Raw genomic sequence first — 21,881 nt, 5'->3', positions numbered from 1 at the left:
GGAATTTGGATTGTGGGGGCGAGATTTTCAGTGATCCAAGTGCCTGAATTATATTCATTGTTCTGATAGTATCTCTCACTCAAGGAACTCTGATCCATCACTGGTCAGATCGATACCGGTGTAGACAGTCACGAGATCGTCACCGTCTCTGACTCGGGTATCCTCATAGTCGACAACGTTCGACAGCTTCCGGCCGAACCAGCTCGCATTTGTTCCATCAATATCGTGCTGGTCAGTCCATCTCGAGTAGGCCTGAAACAGTGCTGCCTTTGGAATTTGTGCCCCATCTGCCTCTCTGATATACATCGCTGCGAACGCCTCAATGCCNTCCATCTCGAGTAGGCCTGAAACAGTGCTGCCTTTGGAATTTGTGCCCCATCTGCCTCTCTGATATACATCGCTGCGAACGCCTCAATGCCGTCGGTGTCTGGGTCAACCTCAACTGGCTCCGATACTGCTGAACCTGACTCTACTGATGAGGACAACTCCGTTGCTCGAGAGTGATTCCCTGAAGAGATGCCCGGCCATAGTTCCTCATCGCTTGGCGAATCCGACAAACCGTATGTCTCACCCTGCTGGAAGAGTACAGGACGCTCATCGTCAGAGAGTATCAGAATTAGGTAGCTCTCCCGTGAATAATCCGAGTCTGGTAGGTCAACAGCAGGTCGGAATGGCCGTTTGATCGGCGTCCATTCATCCTCAAAGTCGTCTCTCGAGTCGTAGACATGGGTTTCGCCAGCTTCGTAGACAGTATACTGGCCGGTTTCTCGATCATGGCTATAGTAGGCTGGCACACTGTCTTTCGAGAGGGTGCCCGCATCTGGAACACGGGCAAACTCTGTTTCACCGTCTGAAAGGACGATCTCTCCGTTCTCTCGTGTCCAAACCGTCCGATTCGTCTCAGACGTCTTGGGCCGAACGGCAGTGACGCCACCGTGAGCGGTCGCACCACCACCGAAGGTCACGACCTCGTCGCAGTTGTAGAATTGTTCAGTACCATCGGATCGTTCTTGCAGCGGTGGCGAAAGGATATTCTCGACTCGAGTCGCCCACTCTGTCTCGGAGTCACCAGGTCGAACGACGAAGATCGGAATCCGATCTGCTTCGTGGGCTCGCTTGAGATTCTGCAAGACCTTGACGGGTCGCTCTGGCGTCGTTGTCTCAGCCTCGATGTTGAACACGACATCGTGATCTGGATGCGTCGCGATGGCATCCGGTTGCTCGCTTCCATCCTGCTTGAGGATCTCGACACTGAATCCCCGCTCTGTAAGCGCTGTTTCCGTCTCGAGGAGGACTGCATCGTGTGTAGAGCTACCGGCAGATCTGACAGTGCCTGTCTCTGGTTCAACCACTGTTTCTCCGTCGTCAGTGAGCCGAACTACGATATCGTCGTTCTGTAGCATAACCTCGAGTAATCGAGATTCCTCACGAACGTCAGGCAAGTCTTTAGGGGCAACGTCGATTTCAGTCTCGGTATTCTCGAGACGGGCCGCGAGTTCCTCGTCGACGATAGTGACATTGACCCAGCCGTTTTCCGCTCGTACGCTTTCTCGAATCTGGACTGCACGAACGGCTTCTGCCATCGTCTCCTCAAGAATCTGCTTGGGGTTCGCTGCTTCGTTCGAATCACTATAGATGAGATCCTGCAGGATCTCAGCATCCGTCAGCGGATCAGTCCCATACCGCTCGAGACTCTGTTCGATGATTCGATCGACAGAATCAGGGTCCCGAAGGGGCGGGTATGGCGGAAACGTCCGGATCAGGACCGGTTCAGAGTAGCGCCCACCCGAGAGCGGGATCCGTGTCCAGACTTTGAACTGGTCGGTCGTGATGAGGTCCTCTGCCGTATAGTCGCGGAAGCGTTTCATCAATAACTCGGCATCATCGCTGTCATTGACCGAGAAGGTAAGGAGGTTATCACAGTTGTTTTGCATCGCTTTCAGCGTGTCCTCATCAAACTGCGAGGGATACTGCGACGCCAGGGTCACCGACAACCGCATCGATCGAGCACGGGCGAGCATTGACTCGATATCGAGATTGTCGCTCGCGATATCGTCGAACTCGTCACAGAGAACGAAGTAGGGGTCTGGATCGGTATCGAGTTCGTACGANTCGATATCGAGATTGTCGCTCGCGATATCGTCGAACTCGTCACAGAGAACGAAGTAGGGGTCTGGATCGGTATCGAGTTCGTACGACCGTCGCTGAATCGCACTCCACAGATTTCGCATCACACCCAGCGTCACCATCTTCTTGATGTCCGTGTTCTCGACGGGAGTTCGGACGATGACGATCCGATCGTTCTCAATGATATCGCGGAAGTTAATCGTACTCTCCCGGTGAGCGATAATCCGGCGAATCACCGAGTTTTCAACCCAGGACTTGATCCGTTTCAAGAGCGGGCGGACCGTCTCCTCTTCCATATTCGCGATCTCGAGACAGAATTCTCGGATATAGGGATCCTCGACATCGAGCGCGAAGTCTTCGCGACGGTCAGCATTCAACAGAATGAAGTACATATCGATGACCGAAAACGGCTGCTCGGATTTCATCATCGCCCGAGCCATCGACTCAGTGATCGCTTCCATGTTGATGCCCCAGTAGTCGGACGTATCGAAGACCGCTTTCAGGTTCTCGACCCGGTTTTCAATCTCGTTCTCGAGTTCCTCAGTCGTCTCGCAGTCGGGCACCTCGAGGAAATTCATCCCGACCGTGTTCTCGTGGGTTGTCGACCCGGGCTCGATCCAGACCACGTCCTCGAGGCGATGCTTGGGGAGCATTCGGAGCAGTTCTCGAGAATCACGGCCTTTCGGATCGAAATATGTGAAGCCGTAGCCCGAATACGCCCACTGCACCATCATATTCAAGAGTTGAGTCGTCTTTCCGTAGCCGGTCGTCCCCGCAATCCAGTTGTGCCGGAAGAGCGAGTCAAATCGGAGCGGGGCCTCACGGAAGCCAGTCTGGGGATCTTTCTCTTTTCCACATGAACTAAGGAAGGAGTGTGATCTTCCGAAGATGAACAAATGGTTGATCAGCGCCAGCAACAGTGTGTTCCTGTTACTCATCGCCGAACATGACATCGTCAATACCTCCGTCAGGAATGAGTATCTCCTTCCCGTCGTGGTTCTCGAGATCACCTTCCTCGAGCCATGGATTGGTTTGTTCGAGTGTCTCAGCCGAGACTTTCTCTGTTCCGGGTGCGACCTTCTCTGTTACGGTAAACGTCTGTACCGGCGAGACGTATCCCCATAATGCGCCAGCAGTGTTCAGTACGACTAGAAGCGGTGTCAATGGTACTGCAAGTAGTGTGACTCGTTCGTGGCGAGCGTAAACGACGACGCCGACACAGGTGATGATGAACAACATCATAAATCCGAGGGCAGAGGCTACTTGATATATGGATGTCTGCGGGACGTACTGTGGGAAGAGAAACAGTAGAAGAGACAAAACGGGAATGATCGGAGACAACGCCCAAGCTACCATCCGAAAAGAGAGAAAGAGCCGATACCGGCGTGGGAGTAGGTCTGATGAGTGTTGGGTCCCAGCGAACCAGCGGCGCCGCTGGCGGAACATCCCTCGCAACGTCGGCGGAGCTTGATTTCGGAATTTCAAATTGAGAACGCGGAAATCGAGGCTGCCAGCTTCCGCAGCACGCCAGATGAAATTTGTGTCCTCGGTGATCGTTTCTGCGTTCCACGTGATCTGGTCTTCTACCGACTTGCGAATAGCAATCCCGCCACCCCATGCGTAGAGTGGATACTTGAACCGACCGAATGCTCGCTGTTCATACTGGTACCCGATTCGGAACGTCTCCGAGAGATACGCAATCCACGACCCGGTGAATATCGGCATCTCGGTTATCTGAACGACATCCGCATCCGGTAAACCCTTGAACTGCTGAACGATGGTGTCTTCGTCCAGATATAGAATGAACTCTCGAGAGCAGGGGACGTTTCGGCGTGCCCATTCGAGTGCGCGGCCCTTATGACGTGCTTCACAGACGAACCCATCTGGAACGACATGAACTGTTGCTCCGTCAATTTGGATGTCTCGTTCGGCGATGACGCGAATATCGCTGACTTCCTCCGGAATAGAGTTGACTGTTCCTTGGACAACCGCCTCTGCCTCGATCGTCAAAATACGCACTTGAACGTCTTTGTGATCGTACATTAACTCATCATCGGATACGAGTTGGTTCCATGAGAGAATGACTACCTCAAGCAACCAAAACACGATTGAGGCGGAATATAGTAAGAAGATAGCCCAAATCACCGCAAGAATTGCGGACGTAGTTGATATCATTATAAGACAACCAATCAATAGGACGACTGGACTATAAATTGGCTGGATTGAATGAATATTTGGCTACCGAATAGGAGTGCTGTAAACAGCCTCGGGCACGGTGGCCCGAGGCTTTTGTAGTTTCCTCAGCCGTGTGGTAGCACTCCCTGCTCGGCGAGCGAGCGGGATGAGGGTGGGCGGCTTACGCGCCCCGACCCGGACAGACGGACCACCCGTACCTGCGGCTGGGTTTTGTGAGTCCGGTAATTCGTCGTGTTGCCGTCGAGTTTCGTCGTCTCGCGTCACACGATATTCACCGATGCATTCCGGTCGGCGTGATCTTGCACCACGTCATCGCCTTGGAGATCGTGGACGACCACATACACGTGTTTGTGCAGTGCGACCCGAAGCACAGTCCAGCGGACATCGCTCGGCAGTTCAAGTCGTACTCTGGGAAGCACTTACTGAAGCGGTATCCTGAGATTCGGGAGTCGTATTTCTGGAGAGGTGGGTTTTGGAAAATCGGATACTACGGGGGGACGACAGATGCGGTGTCGGAGGAAGTGGTTGAACGGTATATCGAGGAGATAGAACACGCGCCAGAGTGACGCGTTTCACCCCCGCCCACGGTGGGGCGGGAAACTTGCGCTGCTTTTCGTTTAGAAACCGGATCGCTGTCAGGACAAATTAGTCAGAGACTTCAAGAAACGCCGGCTAGAAGCCAGCGTTGAGCCCCCTTCCTGAATGGTGATCAGGCAGGATGGATCTGAGATCGACCGTTTGATACGTTGGCAATTGGCATCACGTTGGAGCGATCTCAGCGTGGCGAGTGGAAAGTGATGTCTCGGAATCGGACATGGTAAAGTGACCGACTCTTTCCCCCGCCACATTCATATTGGATATAGTGAAATTTAAATCTGTTGGCCATATAAGATGGTAACACTAGTGTTATCGACTGAAACGAGAATTACCTACTGATCAAACCAGCAGACGATAAGTTGAATTCGTGTAGAGAGATCTCAAGTCTGTTACTGTGGAATTGAACCAAAGTGAGTGCTAGTCATCCTCAGTCAGCCACCGTAACGCTTCGACCAAGACTTGGGTCGACGTTTCGACAGTCGTCCGTTTCGAGAGTGCTTGTGGTCCGTCAATCACCCCCTCAAAGATGCGCCACGTGCTGCCGTTTTTTGCAGCTATGAATCGTCGTTGCTGGTTGTAATCATCTACCGTGATCAACTCATCCTCAAGCTCGAGTTCGATATCAGCCACTACATAGAAGTTAGGGATTTGAAGGTTGAATCTGTCGGAAATCAACTACTATTTCTCGGACCATCGAGATTATTTCTAACTAAATATGAGTGTTTCATAACTAAATTATATGTTAGTTTTATTATCTATGGGAGTGCTGTGGCAAACGTGGATGCGAACGGTGCTGAGAACATTCGCCAGAAAGGTACCCCCCCCCCCACCCCGAGTCCTCAAATAGTGAATAGGAGTAACGGGTGTGTGGTGGCTCGAGAGACCGGAGGTCTCTCGTCATCACGAAAGGCGCTTTCGCGACTTTCGAACGACACAGCCATCGACACACCTGTTCGACCGCGAGAACGGGATATTTCGAACGAGAGAACCGGTCGTGTTGTGAACCGGCAAATATCCTACGGGGTATGGGAAGGTACCTCGCCGTTTACGGCGAGGAAGAGGTCACTCCTCGGAAACGTTCACCCAGAGGTGAACCGAGTACTCTGTATCGGCCATCGAGGGCTCAGGCGGCACGTCACCTCCGGGGAAGAGCAACCAAACGATACGTTGGTCTTCGCCGGACATCGTGGGCTCAAGGTCATACGGTTGATGCCAGCTTTCGTTGTGTGCTATCGTCGTGCTGAATCGGTCGAGTTCGCGCTGGTCCTGTACGATCGTCTCATTGACCGTTGTGTTAGCCTCTCCCTCGCTGGTAGCCGTCTCGTTTTCGACCACCTCGACATCTTGTTCGAGGACCACCACCGTGTACTCCGTCGTTTCCTGTTCGTGGTTGTCGATACCGACGATCACCTCTTGGCTCTCACCTTGAACGAATTCGGTCGGATAGTCGTCAGCAACTAATTCTCCGTCATCGTTCTCAGTCAAGAGATAGATCGATGAGAACTGCTCGCCATCAGGCGGGACCGTCACTGCATATCCCACACTCCCTGCCGCGAGCACGACTGAGAGTACCAGTAGAACGTTCAGTGCTGCATCAGCTCGGGTATCTGGCTCGAGTAACTCCGCTCGACCGGCGGCGTACCATTCCCGATATGGAACCTGAAACCGCTCCTCGACGGGCAGTGCTTGCCGGCGGCTTGCTGCGACGGCCGTCGCGATGAGCGTAAACCCGCTGACCGATATGATGATCGGAACCAGTCGAATTCCCCAGGGCGTGAAGTTCAATACGAGCCCGATCAGGGGGACGATTGCGATACTGAGCCCGAAGGAGAGAGCGACGCGCTCGACGCCATCGATTCCGGACTGTGTCGTCATCGACGCATACCAGCCATCTGAATCAGCGTCGTCGGTCATCGATTCGCTGTTGACCGATGAACTCGCCTCGTCTGCCGACACAGGTGATTCGCCGGCCTCGGGAAATAGTGCCGCGATGAATGCATAGCCGGGGACGAACAACACGAATACGAGCCCGAGCGGAACCCGAAGCGGCGTCTCTCGGATGAGAGGGGCCAGCGCGGCAACGTTTGTCGCAACAACGAGTACAATTACTGCGGCGAGATCGGCCGGTAAGCGCCTGATTAGCCGTGGAAGCAACAGCCACAGTGACCGGAAAGCGACCATTCGATTCCTAGTATCTCTGACGGCGATAAAAACGAATCGATAGCACGGACTAGTCGGCGGCCACTCTCGGTGCTCCACTAGCTACGACGGTACTATTTGGATATACCCGATCCAAGTGGGTCGAGAGCGTTATCCTCTGTCATTCCAAGAAAATTGAATATCAGACGGCCTTAGAAATCGCCTTTTCACGCCTGTATATCAGTCGTCTGCGTGAGTGTACCTGTCGTCCAAGTCATCGGGGCTGCACAGCTGCCGTGCCGTCTCGAGCGTGCCTGCAGCCTCGTCCGTCGAGACGTCGCCGCGATCGAAAGCAGCCCGTTCATACTCGGAAGTGATCTCGTATAGCAACTCGGTCTCTGTGCCGTCGTCACTGGGATAGTTACGGTAGAACTCCCAGTGGGTTAGGCTCCCCTGCTCGTCGATCTGTGACGATAACGCTCGTCGAACGGCGGCATAGCCAGTTCGTGCCGCGTTGTTGGGCTGTCCGTTTGAGAGCTGTTCGCTCGCCTGCTCGAGTAAGGGTTCGACGGTGTCGGGAGGTGTGCTCGATGACTGATCCGCGACAGTCCCCCCGCTTACGGCAGTCCCCTGATCATCTGCGGGACCGACCGGCACTGCCTTGTCATCGCCGGAGCGACGGAACCACCAAACGAGAAGTCCGGCCGCTATCACGACGATGAAACCACCTGCGACCCAGACAGCCGTCGAGAGCGGCCCCGTCTCGCCGATCGTAATGACCGTCTCCACTGTTGCTGGCTCGAGATTGGAGCCGCGTCCGTCGTAAGTGGCGCTCACCGTCACTTCGCCCTCATCGACCGATTCAGGAACAGTGACAGTGTCACCGAACGTTCCGCCGTCCTCAGTCGTAACGCTGCTGACAGTCATCCCGTCGATCCGGAACTGAACAGTCTGGCTAGCGACCCCGTCACCACCAGCCGTGGCGAGGGTACCGTTAACCATGAGTTCCCGTTCGCCGACCGATGTCGCTTCGACTGAGAGAGCACTCTCGGTCTCTCGGACCGTTACAGTCGTCGCGTCAGCGGCCGCAGCGAGGGCCTGCTCTTCGAACGGAAGTCGAACACGTAGGTCTTGGTCACCGTTCTCGACGGATGCCGGGATCGTTGCTGAGGTTCCAAATATCCCGTTCTGGACCTCAGCCGTTCCGATCCGCTCTCCCTCGAGGACCACTGCGAGAGTAACACCGTCGACCGGGACGCCGTCGACTGTCACCTCGCCAACAACGGTTGCTTCCTCACCGTACGATACCTCGTTACTGGCCTCGTTCAGTGAGACGGCCGGCTCGGATTGCTCGATAGAGACGTTAACTGTAGTTTCGTCGCCCAAATACGTCGACTGTGTCTCTGGAACGTACTGTACTTCGAGCTCATCGGTCGATAGCGACTCATTGGCCGGACGATATTCGAGTGTAAATCTGCCTGCCGAATCGGTCGCGACCCGCTCGGAGTGGTTTCCGATAGCGAGCTGGATCTCCTCATTTGCGATCGGATTGCCATCCGCTGTTCGTAGTTCACCCGCTGCGATCAGCGGCTCCGTAAACGAGATATCGGTGCGTTCTGGTTCGAGCGTCAGTTCCGTCTCCTCGAACTGCTGTTCACGAACGGTCTCCTGTTCGGTCTGGATGTCGTTGTTGACTTCCTCGACCGCTGCATCCGACTCAGAGAGATTTGCTCCAGTCGCTGCTTCGATCTCATCATAGCTCTCGCGAACGGAACCGCCAAGAGTCTCGATTTCGTTGGCGAGTGTCTCGAGCTCTCGCGCGAGTTCGCGTGCCCGTTCTTCATTGCCTGCCTCCCGGGCCGCCTCATACTCCTCTTTTGTTTCTCGATAGTCCGCAACGGCTTCGGATAATCGGGACTGGTTTTCGCCGGCTTCTTCGAAGTCTTCCTCGAGACTCTCGCCCTCTGTCTGCCCTGCCACATCGGCGTATTGGCTCAGTCGGTCACGATATTCCTCGCCGACGTACTCATTTGCGAGTTCATATTCGCCTTCACTCAGCTGGATCGCTCCGTCTCCAAGCTGAGACGTTAGCTGGTCTGTCAACCAATTCTCGACGCCTTCGATGTTGCCGCCCTCGGAATAGCTATCGGGATTTCGATGGGAGGGTGTCTCGTTTTGCTCCTCATCTGCAGTAGATTGTTGGATCACAACCCGCTGGATGTCGTCACCGTCGGCAGCAACAGCCGGATCCGTTAGCACGGCACCACTAGTACCGGCCATTGAGACGACAACGAGAGCGATGACGAGCGCACGACCGGCGGCAGTATTCACGGCTGAATGGTTTGCAGCGCACACAAATAAGGTATTCTCTCGAGCGACAGGATCCGACCACGGGACACAGACAGTATCCTACCGTCTCTCTAGAAGGGCGTCTGACGACGTAATCAATACTTTGAACACGGTTACCGAAATCTATCCAGACATGTATCTCACGCGCCGAGGGTGGACGGTCGTCGCACTCACTGTCGTGCTCGCCGTCTTGGCAGTGGTGTTCGCACGCCCGCTCGTGCTCCTCGGGGCAGCCCTTGTCGGCGCGTGGCTACTGACACAGCAGTATCGCTTCACGCGGGACCTCGAGCACACGGTCAAGTCGCTGTCGGTCGTTCAATCACCTGCACGGACGACTCTCCAAACCGGGGACGAGGTCCCAGTCACGCTCGCTGTAACACGCGGGAGTGACACGGAACTAACACTCGAGATTACCGCTGGACTCCCGGTCGCAGCTACTGTCTCAGAACCAGTCTCGGTGATCCTAGGGCCGGATACTGAGGAGACGAGTCAAACGCAAACGATTACTTGGCCAGTCGCAGGCCGACACATGTTCAATGCAGCGACCGTGACAGCGACGGATGGCTTGTTTCGTGAGAGGGTTACCGCGGGCTCGACGCCAATGATAACGGTCGAACCGCCCACTTCTGGGACGATCCACGTGGGTGAAGGCGGCGATCGCCTCGCCGCCTCATACGGCTCCCACAACGCTGGCCGGGCTGGATCAGGGATTGAACTCGCCGAACTGCGCGAATATGTCCCGGGTGATATGGGGACAGAAATCGACTGGAAGGCGACGGCACGACATGCAACGCCGTACGTCCGCGAGTATGAGGCTGAGACCGATCGGCGGACGCTGCTGGTCGTTGATCACCGGGCCGCACTCGCGACCGGGCCCCGGGCCAATACGAAACTCGAGATGCTCCGCGGGGTCGCAGTGGCCATCGCAGGGGCTGCACGGCGGCTCAACGACCCACTCGGACTCATTACGGTCGGCGACGATGGGATCACCAACCACCTCGAACTCGCCTCACCGGCCGTCAACTACGGCTCGGTCCGGCGTCGACTGCTCGCTCTCGAACCGACGGCCGCTACGGACGCGAGTCCTACGACGGCCGTCTCCGGCCGGACCGACTCGGAAGCGGCAGACAACCCTTCGGATTCACGGTCTCTATCGACGACGAGTAACGCGGGAGCTAGTCACGCCCCGTTCTTGCAGCGACATACGACACCCAGTGATATTCAACGCGTGCTTTCCGATCTCGAGGGAGCGGACGATGCCTTCACGCGGACACTGCGCCCGTTCTATGCCGACCGGCAAGTGTATCGGGAGCGCATCGCCGAGGCTCCGCTGTACGAAGCTATTCAACGGGGCGTAACAAGTGCACAGGGTTCGCTCTGGACCGTCATCTGTACCGATGACTCGCAGCCGGCGGAACTACGCGAGACAGTCGCGCTCGCAAATCGAGGCGGAAACGAGGTCATGGTTCTGCTCGCACCCTCTGTGCTCTACGAGCCGGGTGGACTCGCAGATATCGAACAGGCCTACGACCGCTACGTCGCGTTCGAGGAATTCCGTCGGGAACTCGCTCGAATGGACGGCGTAACAGCGCTCGAGGTCGGTCCGGCCGACCGGCTATCGGCCGTCCTCGAAGCGGGCCGCTCGAGAGGTGGTCGCGCATGAGTGTCCGCATCGATGCGGTCCCGGCTGCGACCGGTCGCGACTGGCTGACTGTCGGCACCTTCGCCATACTGGTCGCTACGTTCACCGTCGTCGCTGGTTCGCTCGGCGCGCTGGCAGGGATCGCGACCGCAGTCGTCTGGTATGTACTCGGCACACCGTACGCGCTGGCAGTCGGCCACGTCGCACTCGTCGCGTCCGCCCCGAGCGGGATCGATCCGCTCGCTGTCGTCATCGTCGAAGCCGCGTTTATCGTCGTCCTGCTTGCACCTGTCCGTCGGACCGCAAGTCCCGGGCGAATCGCACTTGTCGCGGTCGCCAGTTCGGTCGTGCTGACGGGCACTGCATGGTTGGTTGCCGACTTACAGTCGATCCAACTGGCCGCCACAACGGTTCTTTTACTGTTCGCAATCACCGTATACGGCTGCCACCGGTATGAGCTCGTTCGACTCGGATTGGTACCAAATGACGATGGCGGCTCGTCGTCACCTGCGACCGGAGAATCGACCGACGAACAGACGACCGAGTCGTCCGCGAAGACAACCACTGACCTCTCTACTGACATATGAGTACGAATGATATCGAGAGCGACGAGCCGATAACCGAACAAGAGACCGACCGAGCCAATGACCAAGATGACCAGCTCGCACTCGCAGCGCGGGCAGAGCTCTTAGAGAAGGAAAATGAGCGACTACGAGACGAGTACACTCGCGCCCGACAGTCACAGTACCGTCGCACCGCAGCGGGGCTTGCGATCGTTGGCATCCTTGCTTCCTTCGCTGCGGCCCTCTTTCCCGACAGCAGGGAGGTGCTCTTCGTGCTTGCCGCGGTGGGACTGTTTGGCGGGGTCCTCACCTACTACCTGACGCCTGGAACATTCGTCGCCGCCGATGTTGGCGAGCGAATCTACGCTGCGATGGCGGCCAATGAGGCCGCAATCGCCGAAGAACTTGGTCTAGATGACGACCATGTCTATCTCCCATCAAACGACGCCGCGGATGCACGCCTGTATCTCCCCCAACGATCAGCCGATGAGTTGCCCACGTTCGACGAACTCGAGGGGGCAATTCTAACCGACCCCGATCACCGTGGCCTCGCCCTCGAACCGACGGGTTCACCGCTATTCGAGTCATTCGAGCGTGCACTGACCGGCGATCTCGCGACCGCACCAGCACCGCTTGCGACTCAGCTCGCGGACGGGATCGTTGAGCAGTTCGAACTCGCGGGTGGCGCTGAACCAGATACCGATGCGTCTGCAGGCCGTGTCACGATCGCGATCAACGACAGTTCGTTTGGCGATATCAGTCGCTTTGACCACCCGATTGCATCGTTCCTCGCAGTTGGGTTCGTCTCCGGACTTGAGCGTCCGATCCGACTCGAGGTCTCGACAGGCGACGAACGATCGGACTGGCTGGTTACCTGTCGGTGGGACGTGAGTGACGGTGAAACCGCCGACACGGCTACCGTCGATGCTGATGAGAACGACAGCAGTAACGAAGCAGCTTGACATCCTCCCTGCCCTAAAGGCGGGGCTTTCTCCTCGCACTTCCGTAATGGCGTTACGAAAGCGACGATAACAACGTCGATCCGAGTTAGGGTGAATGCGTCATAGAGACCCACTCCTCACTCGAGGGTCTCGTTGCCACCGTCGCTCGCCGCGGCCGAACTGAACGCTTGATCTGTCTCGGCGCTCGGCGGCTCGGTCGTGTCGACAATCTCCGCAACGACCGCTGCAGGATCGACATTGCTCAGGTCGGCGTCAGTACTCAGAACGAGCCGGTGGCGCAACACTGGCTCGGCGATCGACTTTATGTCGTCGGGAATGGCGTAGTCGCGGCCATTGATCGCGGCGCGTGCCTTGGCACCGTTGAGAAATGCGAGCGTCGCGCGCGGTGATGCACCGTGGTCGATATCAGCATGCTCTCGCGTCGCAGCAACGAGATCGAGCACGTATTCTTTGACCGCCGGTGCGACGTAGACCGCCCGAACGGTCTGTCTCGCATCGACGAGTACCGATGGATCAATGGTCTGTTCGACGTCTTCGGGCCCCAGTTCCGGATCAGTATCGAACCGGTCGAGTAGCTCCCGCTCGTTGGCTCGCTCCGGTAGATCAAGCGTGAGCTTAAACTGAAACCGATCGCGTTGGGCTTCCGGAAGCTGGAACACACCCTCGGATTCGATCGGGTTTTGCGTCGCGACGACCATGAATGGATCAGGCAACGAGAGCGTCTCTCCTTCGATCGTGACGCGACGCTCCTCCATCGCCTCGAGCAGGGCAGACTGGGTTTTCGGCGTGGCGCGATTAATTTCGTCGGCGACCACTAGATTTGCGAAGACCGGGCCCCGCTGGAGTTCGAACGTCCCTGTTCCCTGCCGGTAGATATGAGTTCCTGTGATATCAGCCGGAAGGGTATCAGGCGTCATCTGGATCCGGTTGTACTCGAGGCCGGTCGTCCGAGCAAAGAGATTCGCAAGTGTCGTCTTGGCGATGCCGGGGACCCCCTCAAGAAGGAGGTGGCCGCGGGTCAGTAATGCAATCGTGAGGTATTCGATCGCCTCGTCGTTGCCGATGAGAACGCGGTTGATTTCCGTCTGCAGCAGATCGTAGACGGCTTCGGGATCGCTACTCTCCCCGTCGCCCGGATCAGTGGTGCCGTTCATTCGTTGTTTTTCCCTTCCGAACGGGGCGTGTTAAGCGCTGTTGTAACCCGCTGGATTTGTTCTTCGTCCCAATCGGGGTGATGTCTACGGAGATACTCGGCACGCTCGGAATCGGAGAGACCGGGGCCATCCAGCCCATGAGCACGACTCTCAGCGGACCGAAAGCGTGCCGGCAAATGAGACTGGAAAGTCTCTAGCGCGGATCGAACGCGTACTTGTGAGAGTATCATAACGAGCCCGATCCCGATAGTACCGACGAGTAACTGGAACACTGGTGAGTCGCGGATCGTTAGTAGCGCACCCATCAGTGGCGGCACTGCAGCACCGTGCGAACGGTCGAAGACAACGTGATTGGCGTCGGCGTATAGTCCGCGTACGAACGCAGCGTTGTCTGGCTGGCCGTACATCGTATTGATCGTGATACTCGGATCTCCGATAACGACAACTTGTCCCGAACTGATGTTCTCAACGGTAGCAACCGGATATGATCGAAGCTCATCCTGTTCATCCAGGTTATCTTCCTCGGGACCGAGGTATGCGAAGTCACTAGTCGAAACTAACACTGTCGCATTTCCGGGGTTGACAGTAGTCCCATAGTTGAGCGTCAATTGATCGACGCCGCTGGTGAACGTGTAATTCTCAACATTCGTTGCGACCGGCATCGTCGGGCCGCGGAAATGGTGGCGTTCGTCCCGCAGAAGCTGCCCATCTACACGTGCCTCGGTCTCGAGATTGGCTAGCAGCGAATTCCCCGGTTCGCCGAAATTCTCGAGCACAACTAGCGTCCCTCCGTTCGCGACAAATTCCTGTATCCGTTCGGCATCTTCGCCTTCATACGGTTCGTCCGGCGAAATGACGAAGGCAACAGTATCGTTGGCTGGCAGTTCCTCGTACTCTGCGGTATCGCGTAGTAGGTGGCTTTCGACGGTCGGGTCATCCTCCGCGGCTCCCCGGAGATCAGATGTGCCATCCCAGGATGGATTATAGAGTCCAAACGAAGATGACGATGTTGCGGCCACGGTGCCCAGTGCAACCAGCATGGTCACGGTGAGTGCGAGTAACAACACTCGCGGCCAGTCGATTCTACTCCCGTCACCGAGTACGCCCCGATGCCAGCTCATTGGGTCACCTCCGAGACAGGATTCGACAGCCCATTCCTTATACCGTAGCTCATACCGGAAGCACCTCCGGTGGCAGAATCTCGAGGATTCGTCGGACGACGACGACCGCGAAGCCGACGAGGCCGAGCAGGATGAGCCATCGCAGCCGGCGTCGCCACGTCAGCGTGACGTTGAACGGGGCCGTTAGCTCCGTGATAATCAGAAATCCGATCAGGGCGAGAACGAAGAATAGCTCGTAGGAAAGCGCGTTTAGCAACGCGAGCACGAGCACCGTCGCGACCATCCACGCGACGTGCCCGCGAACGAACCGCATCCGACGCTGGGTTGGCATCTACTCCAATAAGCAACATAGGGCTACCTAAACGTAGCGCACTTTCGTCACGTACGGATGGTCGAAACATAGTCTCTCTTCGGGTTGTCCCTCAATCTCGACTCGCAGATCGCTCTGCTCTGTGAACGACACACCTTTGCGGATACCTCCGAAAGTCCGAGTCAATGTGGCCCTGGGGACACCTTGCCGTCGCCTACTTACTGTATACCGTTTATAGCCACCGGCACAACGGACACTCTCCGCAAGCGGTGCCAGTGATGGCCCTAGCTATCGGCTCGCAGTTTCCCGACCTGATCGACAAGCCATTCGCGTGGACGTTCGGAGTACTCCCCGGTGGCCGAACGCTCACTCATTCGGTGTTCGTCGCCGCGCTCTTACTTCCGGCCGTCTATAGTCTCACCCTCCGTGTCAACCGCCCCGACATCGGAACCGCATTCGCCATTGGTCACGCATCACACCTGCTCACAGACGTTCCGCCGTCGGCTATCCTCTCCGGAGATTTCTCAGCAACAACGTTTCTATTCTGGCCCGTCCTCGAGCCGCCAGCGTACGAACCGGTTGACGGAATTCTTGCTGGATTCCTTCGCTATTCAATGGGTCTCTATGAGTGGACTCAGCTTGGACTCGTCGTCGTCGCACTCATCATCTGGTATCGCGACAATATGCCCGGTCTCGGCTACGTTCGGTGCGAGCTCGAGCGTACCGTTCGATGGATCAACTGATACAGATCATCCGTATCGATGGAAACGAGACAACCACTGTTCGTCTGCCGTTCTCGGTAGCGGGATAGAGACAGGAGTTGGTTTCCACGGTAATTCGTGCTTTCGAGATAGAGCTAGATTTTAGCTACTCTAAGGACACTGGGAATGAGTCAGCTTCCGATCCGGGATCGTAGTTGATCTCGTGAAATTGCACGCGAAACGCAGTAGGTGGATCGAAACAATGACTGCCCGCCGATAGTCCTCAGACGAGACAGTCGCATGGCACCCGATACACCGTCGAGTGTGGACGACGCCGCTCGAGGACCCCCGACTTCCGATGAGCCTGCTCGAGCGTCCGCTACAGCACCGATTACCGTCCACTGTGATGAGGTAACTCACGAGTACGGTGACAACTCCTCAGGGCTTCGTTCTGCATCATCGCGAACGGTGACCGCACTCGAGGAAATCTCATTCAATATTCACGCCGGCGAGATCGTTGGCCTCGTGGGTCCGAGCGGGAGCGGCAAGTCAACGGCGCTTCACGTCGTCGGCGGCTTACTCGAGCCGATTGAGGGGACTGTCGACGTCCTCGGTACGGATCTCACCGAACTCTCTAGTTCTCAGCGAACGAGATTGCGTCGTGATCACATCGGGTTCATCTTCCAGCAGTTTCACCTGTTGCCGGCGCTATCGGCCCGCGACAATGTTGCCCTCCCACTGGTCGAACGCGGCGTGGGGCGACGCGAGCGACAGCAACGGGCGACCGAGTTGCTCGAGCAGGTTGGTCTGGGTGATCGTTTGAGCCACCGGCCCGGCGAACTCAGTGGCGGAGAACAACAGCGTGTTGCGATCGCACGAGCGCTGGTAACTGATCCCGAACTCGTCCTCGCCGACGAGCCGACAGGTGAACTCGACACGGAAACGGGAGCACAGGTACTGGAATTGCTCGTCGATGTTGCAGAGGATCAGACAGTCCTAGTGGCGACCCATGATGAACGGGCAATCGATGTGACGGACCGTGTCCTCCGACTACTCGACGGGGAGATAACGACCGATGAGTGACGGTAGGGATCTCCCAAGCGATGGCTGAGAAGCGATCACTTCAATCACGAGAGCGACCACGAGTCCACCGGCTTCGACGGTGGCTCGGTCTCTTCCGGGTCTCTGTCGGGAGACTCGCATCGCAACTGCGGCGACTGCCGAGACAGACCGCCGTGACAGTCGCCCTTGTGGCACTTACAATTGCACTACTGATCATTGTTACCGGCATCTCGGCAGGGCTCGCGGTCGATTCGACGGCAGACGATGAGGCCGATATCCGTGTTCTTCCTCCAGGCGGAGGGACGCTCTCATCGGTCGTTGATGTCGAGAGCGCGCGGTTCGGAAGCGTCCATGAGACGGCGGCGTCAATCGATCAACGCGATGATGTCGCGTATGCAACACCGGTCCTCACGGAAGTAATTCAGATTCGAACCGAGGGGAGCGATGAATTCGAAACCGTACTCGCGATGGGTGTCATCCCACCAGAGGAACCAGCCACGATTGAGGGTGTTTCGACTGCTTCACTAGAGCCGGGTGACCCACATTTCGCAAACGGTACCTATGATGGGGCACGGACGGGAGAAATCGTTCTGACGGACTCTGCTGCCAACGGACTCAACGCATCGTCGGGTAACAACCTCGAGGTCACGAGTCCCACGCCCAGCGCATCACTCCGGCAAGAAAGAAACAATCAGTCACGATCCGCTATCTACACTGCGACTACCGTCGAGGAAACGGACTCTAACGATCTGACTGGCGAGCTCCCACTTGTCATGCTCCATCTAAGTGAACTACAATCGATTACTGGTGCCGACGATGACGACCTTGCCGATCAGGTACTCGTCGAGACGGAATCAGGGACATCGACAGCAGCCGCCGAATCGGCGGCCGCGGACACGTATCCGACCGCGACGATCCAGTCCGGAAGTGAGAGCGACTTCGGGTCGATCCGAAGTGACGACTTTGCTCTCGCGACGAGTCTCGTTGCACTAGTGGTTGCGATACTGATCTGCTCGTTGTTCGTCGCCACATCGTCAGCGCTGACTATCGATCGGGATCGGCGGACAATCGCCGTGCTCGCGGCAGTCGGTTTTTCGGTTCGCTCACGGTTGGCCATCGTCGCGATCACGACACTCAGCCTGACGCTAGCCGGTGCGGTGGCCGGTGTCGTGCTTGGTATCGTCGGTATCTCGATCACAAACCACGTCGCTACAGCGACCATGGCACCGCGGCCGATCGCAACGCTACGGCCGGCGTTCGTTCCCTATGCCATCGGGGTTGCCTTGCTTGCCGGCGTCCTCGCACTACCGTACCCGCTCTACCTCGTCGCACGAACAAACGTCGTCGCCGAACTGGGACGATAACCATGGGCAACCTACTCACCAAAGGACGTGCGATCACACGCTATGCGGTCGCACAGGTACGTCACGAACGCGGACGAACCGTGCTTGTGGTCCTTGCCATCGCGCTGGCCGTCCTCTCCGTCACGCTCCTCGCCAGCCTCGGGCTGGGCGTCCTGCAGACTGGTGAAGAACGGTTCGACCAGGCCGGACAGGATGTCTGGGTCACAAGCGACTCTGTCGAACTGACGGCGACCGGCAGTATCGAAAACCCGATCGCTGACTCCCACCAGCTCGCCGCCGACCTCGAGAACCGTGACGATGTTAAAACCGCTTCTCCACTGGCATTCCACGCGGTCTACGTCGGTACTGAGCTAGACGACCTTGAACTCGTGACGGGCGTCGGTGTCCCCGGTACTCGGAATACCAATACCGTTGATGGCGACGGTTTCTCGGAAGGCGACAGCCACTATGCCAACGGTACCTACGACGGACCGATGAGCCAGGAAATCGTCATCGATCCACAGACGGCTGAATTGTTCGATGTCGGCGTTGGCGATACCATTTATGTCGGGACGAGTCGGATGAACGCCGCGGAACGCGAGTTCGAGATTGTCGGTATTTCGACGCAATATTCGCAGTTCCTCGGTACGTCGACGGTGACGATGCCGATCAGTGAGTTACAGGAAATTGCCGGCACCACTGGAACTGACCGGGCGACATATGTGACCATCACTGCAGCAGACGGTGTCGATCGGGACGCTGTCAGTGAAGACATCCAGCAGTCCTATCCAGAATACGACGTGCGAACAAGCGAAGAACAACTCGAATCGATGCTGAGCGAGTACCTGCTGGTGCTCGCAAGCGGAGCGACGCTCGTCGTATTGGCCCTCCTAGCTGGGATCGCGCTAACGATGAACACTCTCGTTCTCGTGGCCGTCCAGCAGCGCGAGGAACTCGCGGCCTTACGGGCGATCGGCCTCTCACGCGGACTGATCGCGGGTGTCGTCGGCGGTCAGGGGTTTACTCTCGGTATGCTTGGTGGTGTCCTTGGGATCCTCGCGACGCCGGTAGCCGTACTCGCACTCGATCATCTGGCTGCCTCATTAGTTGGATTCGAGAATCTGTTGCGAACACCACCGATTATCTATGCGACTGGACTCCTGATTGCAGTCGGTATCGGGACGCTTGGTGCCGTCGTCGCTGGCTGGCGGGCGGCGCAATACGCCCATGTCGACAAACTTCACAGTAGACAGTAGTACGGTTTTATACGCGGAACGGGCCAATACCACGGCTCAGGCGGAGTCGGATATCAACGGAGATTCATCGCCTCAATCTGCTCTTGATAGCGGTTTCGAATCGTGACTTCGGTAACTTGGGCGACATCTGCAACGTCACGTTGGGTTTTCTTCTCGTTACACAGGAGCGAGGCGGCATAGATTGCAGCGGCAGCATACCCTGTCGGGGATTTTCCAGACAGGAGCCCTTGATCTGCAGTGACATCGATAATCTCGTTCGCTTTGGCTAGGACCTCCTCACTCGAGTCGAGTTCAGAGCAAAACCGTGGAACGTACTCTTTCGGATCGACCGGTTCCATCTCGAGCGATAGTTCCTGTGCTACGTAGCGGTATGTGCGCCCAATTTCTTTCCGTTCGACCCGTGAGACATCAGCGATCTCCTCTAAGCTACGTGGGATGCCGTCTTGACGACAAGCAGCATAGAGACAACTCGTCGCAACCCCTTCGATCGAGCGGCCCCGAATAAGATCTTCATCCAATGCTCGTCGATAGATGACACTAGCAATCTCGCGAACCGAGCGTGGGACACCCAGCGCACTTGCCATCCGATCGATCTCACTGAGCGCAAACTGGAGGTTGCGTTCGCCAGCATCTTTCGTTCGGATGCGTTCTTGCCACTTGCGGAGACGGTTCATCTGAGACCGCTTCTCTGAGGATAAGGAGCGACCATAGGCATCCTGATCTTTCCAGTCGATTTGAGTGGTAAGGCCCTTGTCGTGCATCGTCTGAGTTGTGGGTGCCCCAACACGGGACTTGCCCTCCCGCTCAGAGTGACTGAATGCTCGCCATTCTGGTCCTCGGTCGATATTGGTTGTTTCCATAATCAACCCACAGTCCTCACAGACGAGTTCCCCTTGATCCTCGCTCGTGGCGAGTTCGCTCGAGCCACATTCGTCGCATGTTTGCTCATTTGTGGACTCCGTCTCTTGTTGATCTGTTTCTGGTTCGCGCTCACGCTGGCGAGTCGGCCGACCCATAACATGGAGTGTATTCCCAGTGATCTTTAAGCCCTTGTTCGCGCGTAACAGCGGAAAGACTTTATTCGTAATGTTGGAAAAGTAGTCTATGCGAACAGGTCCCCTTTCAGTTGTAACCGTTGTCTTAGTGGTACTTGCAACGGTTTCGGTCGCCGTACCGGTCGCATCACAATCGGATTACAGTCTTGAAGTCGTTAACTCAGTTTCGACGCCTGAGGAGACGATTGAGCTCGAAGGAACAGAATATCAGGTTAATGGTGTCGGCGTTATTGAGCCGGGCGAGCCGATCGAGATCCAAGTCTCGTCTTCGGAGCAGTACCGTATCTTCTTGTATAATACGGATGAGAAATCGGAGTATGACGAGGTGTGGAACGCTGATAAAACTCATGTGAAAATGGGAACTGAGGACGACGCACTTGACACAAGCAACCTTGAACCGGGAACCTATATGCTATCGTTAGAACCACGTGGGGAGGGTCGACAAGAGGTTTATCCCGTCGTAGTGCAGGAATTTGGTTTGACGGTTGAGTTCCCTGAAACCGTGGAAGCCGGTGAAGAGGCTGAGTTTACTGCATCGATCGATCCTACCGAGGCGGCATCAAATGTCGACACAGTTGATGTCGCGATCTGGAACGATGACAGTGAGGAAGTAACAGAGCTTGAGTTAGAGTCGGATGGAGATGGTATGTACAGTACAACCGTCCAATCTGGCGAATTCGATGAAGGGGAATACAATGTTTACGGTGGTGTACTCGGTGAAGAGGAAGCACAGGGATATCCTGCACCGGTAGCGGTTGATAACGGTGCAACATTTACAGTGGTATCGGAGGGTACAGGCAGCGGAGATGGTACCGGTGGAAATATTGGCGGCGGTAGTGGAAATAGCGGCGATTTACCAGATGACAACACTGGGAATGAATCTGAGCCGTCAAACGATAATAACTCGACCACTGATCCCTCTGGAAATGAGACAGACACTGGAAACGAAACTAACTCCACTGGCGGGGGCGACAGTAATGATGAAAATTCTGTAATTGATGATGGGGATAATAACACTAGCTCAGACACTGGTCAAGACCAGATACTTGAGCCAAATAATGAATCGGATACATCCGGTGAGACTGAAGAAACGGACGACGCATCTGGAATCCCAGGGATGTTTCCGGCCCTAACACTTCTCGCACTGCTCATCGTTGGGTACCGAGCCTCACAGTGATAGACTGACAGTTAAACGTCATCTTGACTCCCGTGAATGTCGGTGGGTCGCGTCTGCTACCAACTATCCGGACATTTCAAACTCAGACTTCCCCATGAGACCATTTAACGCCCAGTTCAGCGAGAGC

At 56.4% G+C, this 21,881-nt stretch carries 16 protein-coding genes and 3 pseudogenes; 9 read left to right on the top strand and 10 right to left on the bottom strand.

Annotation, left to right across the window (positions count from 1 at the left end; genetic code table 11):
• Positions 1 to 75: 75 nt before the first annotated feature.
• The 3 genes and pseudogenes from C489_RS20505 to C489_RS23190 form a co-directional block, all read right to left on the bottom strand.
• Positions 76 to 2,861: pseudogene (locus C489_RS20505) on the bottom strand (TraM recognition domain-containing protein).
• A 196-nt stretch (positions 2,862 to 3,057) separates the two neighbouring features.
• Positions 3,058 to 4,302 (bottom strand): glycosyltransferase, encoded by a 1,245-nt coding sequence (locus tag C489_RS20500; protein ID WP_006433322.1) that lies wholly within the window; start codon positions 4,300 to 4,302, stop codon positions 3,058 to 3,060.
• Positions 4,303 to 4,427: 125 nt separating this feature from the next.
• Positions 4,428 to 4,634, bottom strand: a pseudogene (locus C489_RS23190) (RNA-guided endonuclease TnpB family protein); the annotation flags it as partial.
• Here C489_RS23190 and tnpA point away from each other — a divergent pair.
• A pseudogene (gene tnpA, locus C489_RS20495) lies at positions 4,626 to 4,889 on the top strand (IS200/IS605 family transposase); the annotation flags it as partial. The pseudogenes C489_RS23190 and tnpA overlap by 9 nt on opposite strands.
• 448 nt (positions 4,890 to 5,337) lie before the next feature.
• Here the strand turns inward: tnpA and C489_RS20490 are convergent.
• The 3 genes from C489_RS20490 to C489_RS20480 all read right to left on the bottom strand — a co-directional run bounded on the left by C489_RS20490 (position 5,338) and on the right by C489_RS20480 (position 9,390).
• Positions 5,338 to 5,550 (bottom strand): hypothetical protein, encoded by a 213-nt coding sequence (locus C489_RS20490; protein ID WP_152423228.1) that lies wholly within the window; start codon positions 5,548 to 5,550, stop codon positions 5,338 to 5,340.
• Positions 5,551 to 5,982: 432 nt separating this feature from the next.
• Positions 5,983 to 7,101 (bottom strand): DUF1616 domain-containing protein, encoded by a 1,119-nt coding sequence (locus tag C489_RS20485; protein ID WP_006433319.1) that lies wholly within the window; start codon positions 7,099 to 7,101, stop codon positions 5,983 to 5,985.
• Positions 7,102 to 7,299: 198 nt separating this feature from the next.
• Positions 7,300 to 9,390 (bottom strand): hypothetical protein, encoded by a 2,091-nt coding sequence (locus C489_RS20480; protein WP_239642108.1) that lies wholly within the window; start codon positions 9,388 to 9,390, stop codon positions 7,300 to 7,302.
• A 151-nt stretch (positions 9,391 to 9,541) separates the two neighbouring features.
• On the opposite strand from C489_RS20480, the gene C489_RS20475 reads away from it, so the two are divergent.
• Genes C489_RS20475 through C489_RS20465 form a run of 3 tightly spaced genes read left to right on the top strand, consistent with a single transcriptional unit; the run spans position 9,542 to position 12,575 of the window.
• Complete coding sequence (locus C489_RS20475; protein ID WP_049891200.1) at positions 9,542 to 11,071, top strand: DUF58 domain-containing protein; 1,530 nt, start codon at positions 9,542 to 9,544, stop codon at positions 11,069 to 11,071.
• Positions 11,068 to 11,637, top strand: coding sequence for a hypothetical protein (locus C489_RS20470; RefSeq protein WP_006433316.1), 570 nt, complete (start codon positions 11,068 to 11,070; stop codon positions 11,635 to 11,637). The genes C489_RS20475 and C489_RS20470 overlap by 4 nt, the downstream gene beginning before the upstream one ends.
• Positions 11,634 to 12,575 (top strand): hypothetical protein, encoded by a 942-nt coding sequence (locus C489_RS20465; RefSeq protein ID WP_006433315.1) that lies wholly within the window; start codon positions 11,634 to 11,636, stop codon positions 12,573 to 12,575. The genes C489_RS20470 and C489_RS20465 overlap by 4 nt, the downstream gene beginning before the upstream one ends.
• 116 nt (positions 12,576 to 12,691) lie before the next feature.
• Here C489_RS20465 and C489_RS20460 read toward each other — a convergent pair whose 3' ends face one another.
• From C489_RS20460 to C489_RS20450, 3 genes are read right to left on the bottom strand one after another with little or no spacing between them, the layout of a single operon-like run.
• Entirely contained in the window at positions 12,692 to 13,729 is a 1,038-nt protein-coding gene (locus C489_RS20460) for an AAA family ATPase (RefSeq protein ID WP_006433314.1), read from the bottom strand.
• Positions 13,726 to 14,850: a DUF4350 domain-containing protein gene (locus tag C489_RS20455; RefSeq protein ID WP_006433313.1), complete on the bottom strand. Its 1,125-nt coding sequence runs from the start codon at positions 14,848 to 14,850 to the stop codon at positions 13,726 to 13,728. The genes C489_RS20460 and C489_RS20455 overlap by 4 nt, the downstream gene beginning before the upstream one ends.
• A gap of 49 nt (positions 14,851 to 14,899) precedes the next feature.
• Positions 14,900 to 15,163, bottom strand: a complete 264-nt coding sequence (locus C489_RS20450) for a hypothetical protein (protein ID WP_006433312.1) — start codon at positions 15,161 to 15,163, stop codon at positions 14,900 to 14,902.
• A gap of 182 nt (positions 15,164 to 15,345) precedes the next feature.
• Here C489_RS20450 and C489_RS20445 point away from each other — a divergent pair, with 182 nt between their 5' ends.
• From C489_RS20445 to C489_RS20430, 4 genes are all read left to right on the top strand, one after another.
• A complete protein-coding gene (locus C489_RS20445) occupies positions 15,346 to 15,903 on the top strand; it encodes a metal-dependent hydrolase (protein ID WP_006433311.1) in 558 nt (185 codons plus the stop codon).
• Positions 15,904 to 16,161: 258 nt separating this feature from the next.
• Positions 16,162 to 16,944 (top strand): ABC transporter ATP-binding protein, encoded by a 783-nt coding sequence (locus C489_RS20440; protein WP_049891197.1) that lies wholly within the window; start codon positions 16,162 to 16,164, stop codon positions 16,942 to 16,944.
• A gap of 152 nt (positions 16,945 to 17,096) precedes the next feature.
• Positions 17,097 to 18,287, top strand: coding sequence for an ABC transporter permease (locus C489_RS20435; protein WP_049891195.1), 1,191 nt, complete (start codon positions 17,097 to 17,099; stop codon positions 18,285 to 18,287).
• Between the two features lie 2 nt (positions 18,288 to 18,289).
• Positions 18,290 to 19,522: an ABC transporter permease gene (locus C489_RS20430; protein WP_049891194.1), complete on the top strand. Its 1,233-nt coding sequence runs from the start codon at positions 18,290 to 18,292 to the stop codon at positions 19,520 to 19,522.
• 53 nt (positions 19,523 to 19,575) lie between these two features.
• Here C489_RS20430 and C489_RS20425 read toward each other — a convergent pair whose 3' ends face one another.
• Positions 19,576 to 20,538, bottom strand: coding sequence for a transcription initiation factor IIB (locus C489_RS20425; protein ID WP_049891192.1), 963 nt, complete (start codon positions 20,536 to 20,538; stop codon positions 19,576 to 19,578).
• 88 nt (positions 20,539 to 20,626) lie between these two features.
• Between C489_RS20425 and C489_RS21305 the strand changes: the two genes are divergently transcribed.
• Positions 20,627 to 21,754 carry a hypothetical protein gene (locus C489_RS21305; RefSeq protein WP_083902881.1) on the top strand — a complete coding sequence of 376 codons (1,128 nt, stop codon included), beginning with the start codon at positions 20,627 to 20,629 and terminating at the stop codon, positions 21,752 to 21,754.
• Positions 21,755 to 21,881: the final 127 nt, after the last annotated feature.

The organism is Natrinema versiforme JCM 10478 (assembly GCF_000337195.1).
GTDB classification, from domain to species: Archaea; Halobacteriota; Halobacteria; order Halobacteriales; family Natrialbaceae; genus Natrinema; species Natrinema versiforme.
This window is presented reverse-complemented; position numbering and strand designations above follow the sequence as displayed.

Excerpts from the sequence above, each read along its gene's own strand:
- C489_RS20450 (WP_006433312.1), bottom strand. The coding sequence starts at position 15,163 with ATGCGGTTCGTTCGCGGGCACGTCGCGTGGATGGTCGCGACGGTGCTC.
- C489_RS20425 (WP_049891192.1), bottom strand. The coding sequence starts at position 20,538 with ATGGGTCGGCCGACTCGCCAGCGTGAGCGCGAACCAGAAACAGATCAA.
- C489_RS20445 (WP_006433311.1), top strand. The coding sequence starts at position 15,346 with ATGTGGCCCTGGGGACACCTTGCCGTCGCCTACTTACTGTATACCGTT.
- C489_RS21305 (WP_083902881.1), top strand. The coding sequence starts at position 20,627 with ATGCGAACAGGTCCCCTTTCAGTTGTAACCGTTGTCTTAGTGGTACTT.
- C489_RS20455 (WP_006433313.1), bottom strand. The coding sequence starts at position 14,850 with ATGAGCTGGCATCGGGGCGTACTCGGTGACGGGAGTAGAATCGACTGG.
- C489_RS20440 (WP_049891197.1), top strand. The coding sequence starts at position 16,162 with ATGGCACCCGATACACCGTCGAGTGTGGACGACGCCGCTCGAGGACCC.
- C489_RS20470 (WP_006433316.1), top strand. The coding sequence starts at position 11,068 with ATGAGTGTCCGCATCGATGCGGTCCCGGCTGCGACCGGTCGCGACTGG.
- C489_RS20465 (WP_006433315.1), top strand. The coding sequence starts at position 11,634 with ATGAGTACGAATGATATCGAGAGCGACGAGCCGATAACCGAACAAGAG.
- C489_RS20430 (WP_049891194.1), top strand. The coding sequence starts at position 18,290 with ATGGGCAACCTACTCACCAAAGGACGTGCGATCACACGCTATGCGGTC.
- C489_RS20475 (WP_049891200.1), top strand. The coding sequence starts at position 9,542 with ATGTATCTCACGCGCCGAGGGTGGACGGTCGTCGCACTCACTGTCGTG.
- C489_RS20500 (WP_006433322.1), bottom strand. The coding sequence starts at position 4,302 with ATGATATCAACTACGTCCGCAATTCTTGCGGTGATTTGGGCTATCTTC.
- C489_RS20460 (WP_006433314.1), bottom strand. The coding sequence starts at position 13,729 with ATGAACGGCACCACTGATCCGGGCGACGGGGAGAGTAGCGATCCCGAA.
- C489_RS20485 (WP_006433319.1), bottom strand. The coding sequence starts at position 7,101 with ATGGTCGCTTTCCGGTCACTGTGGCTGTTGCTTCCACGGCTAATCAGG.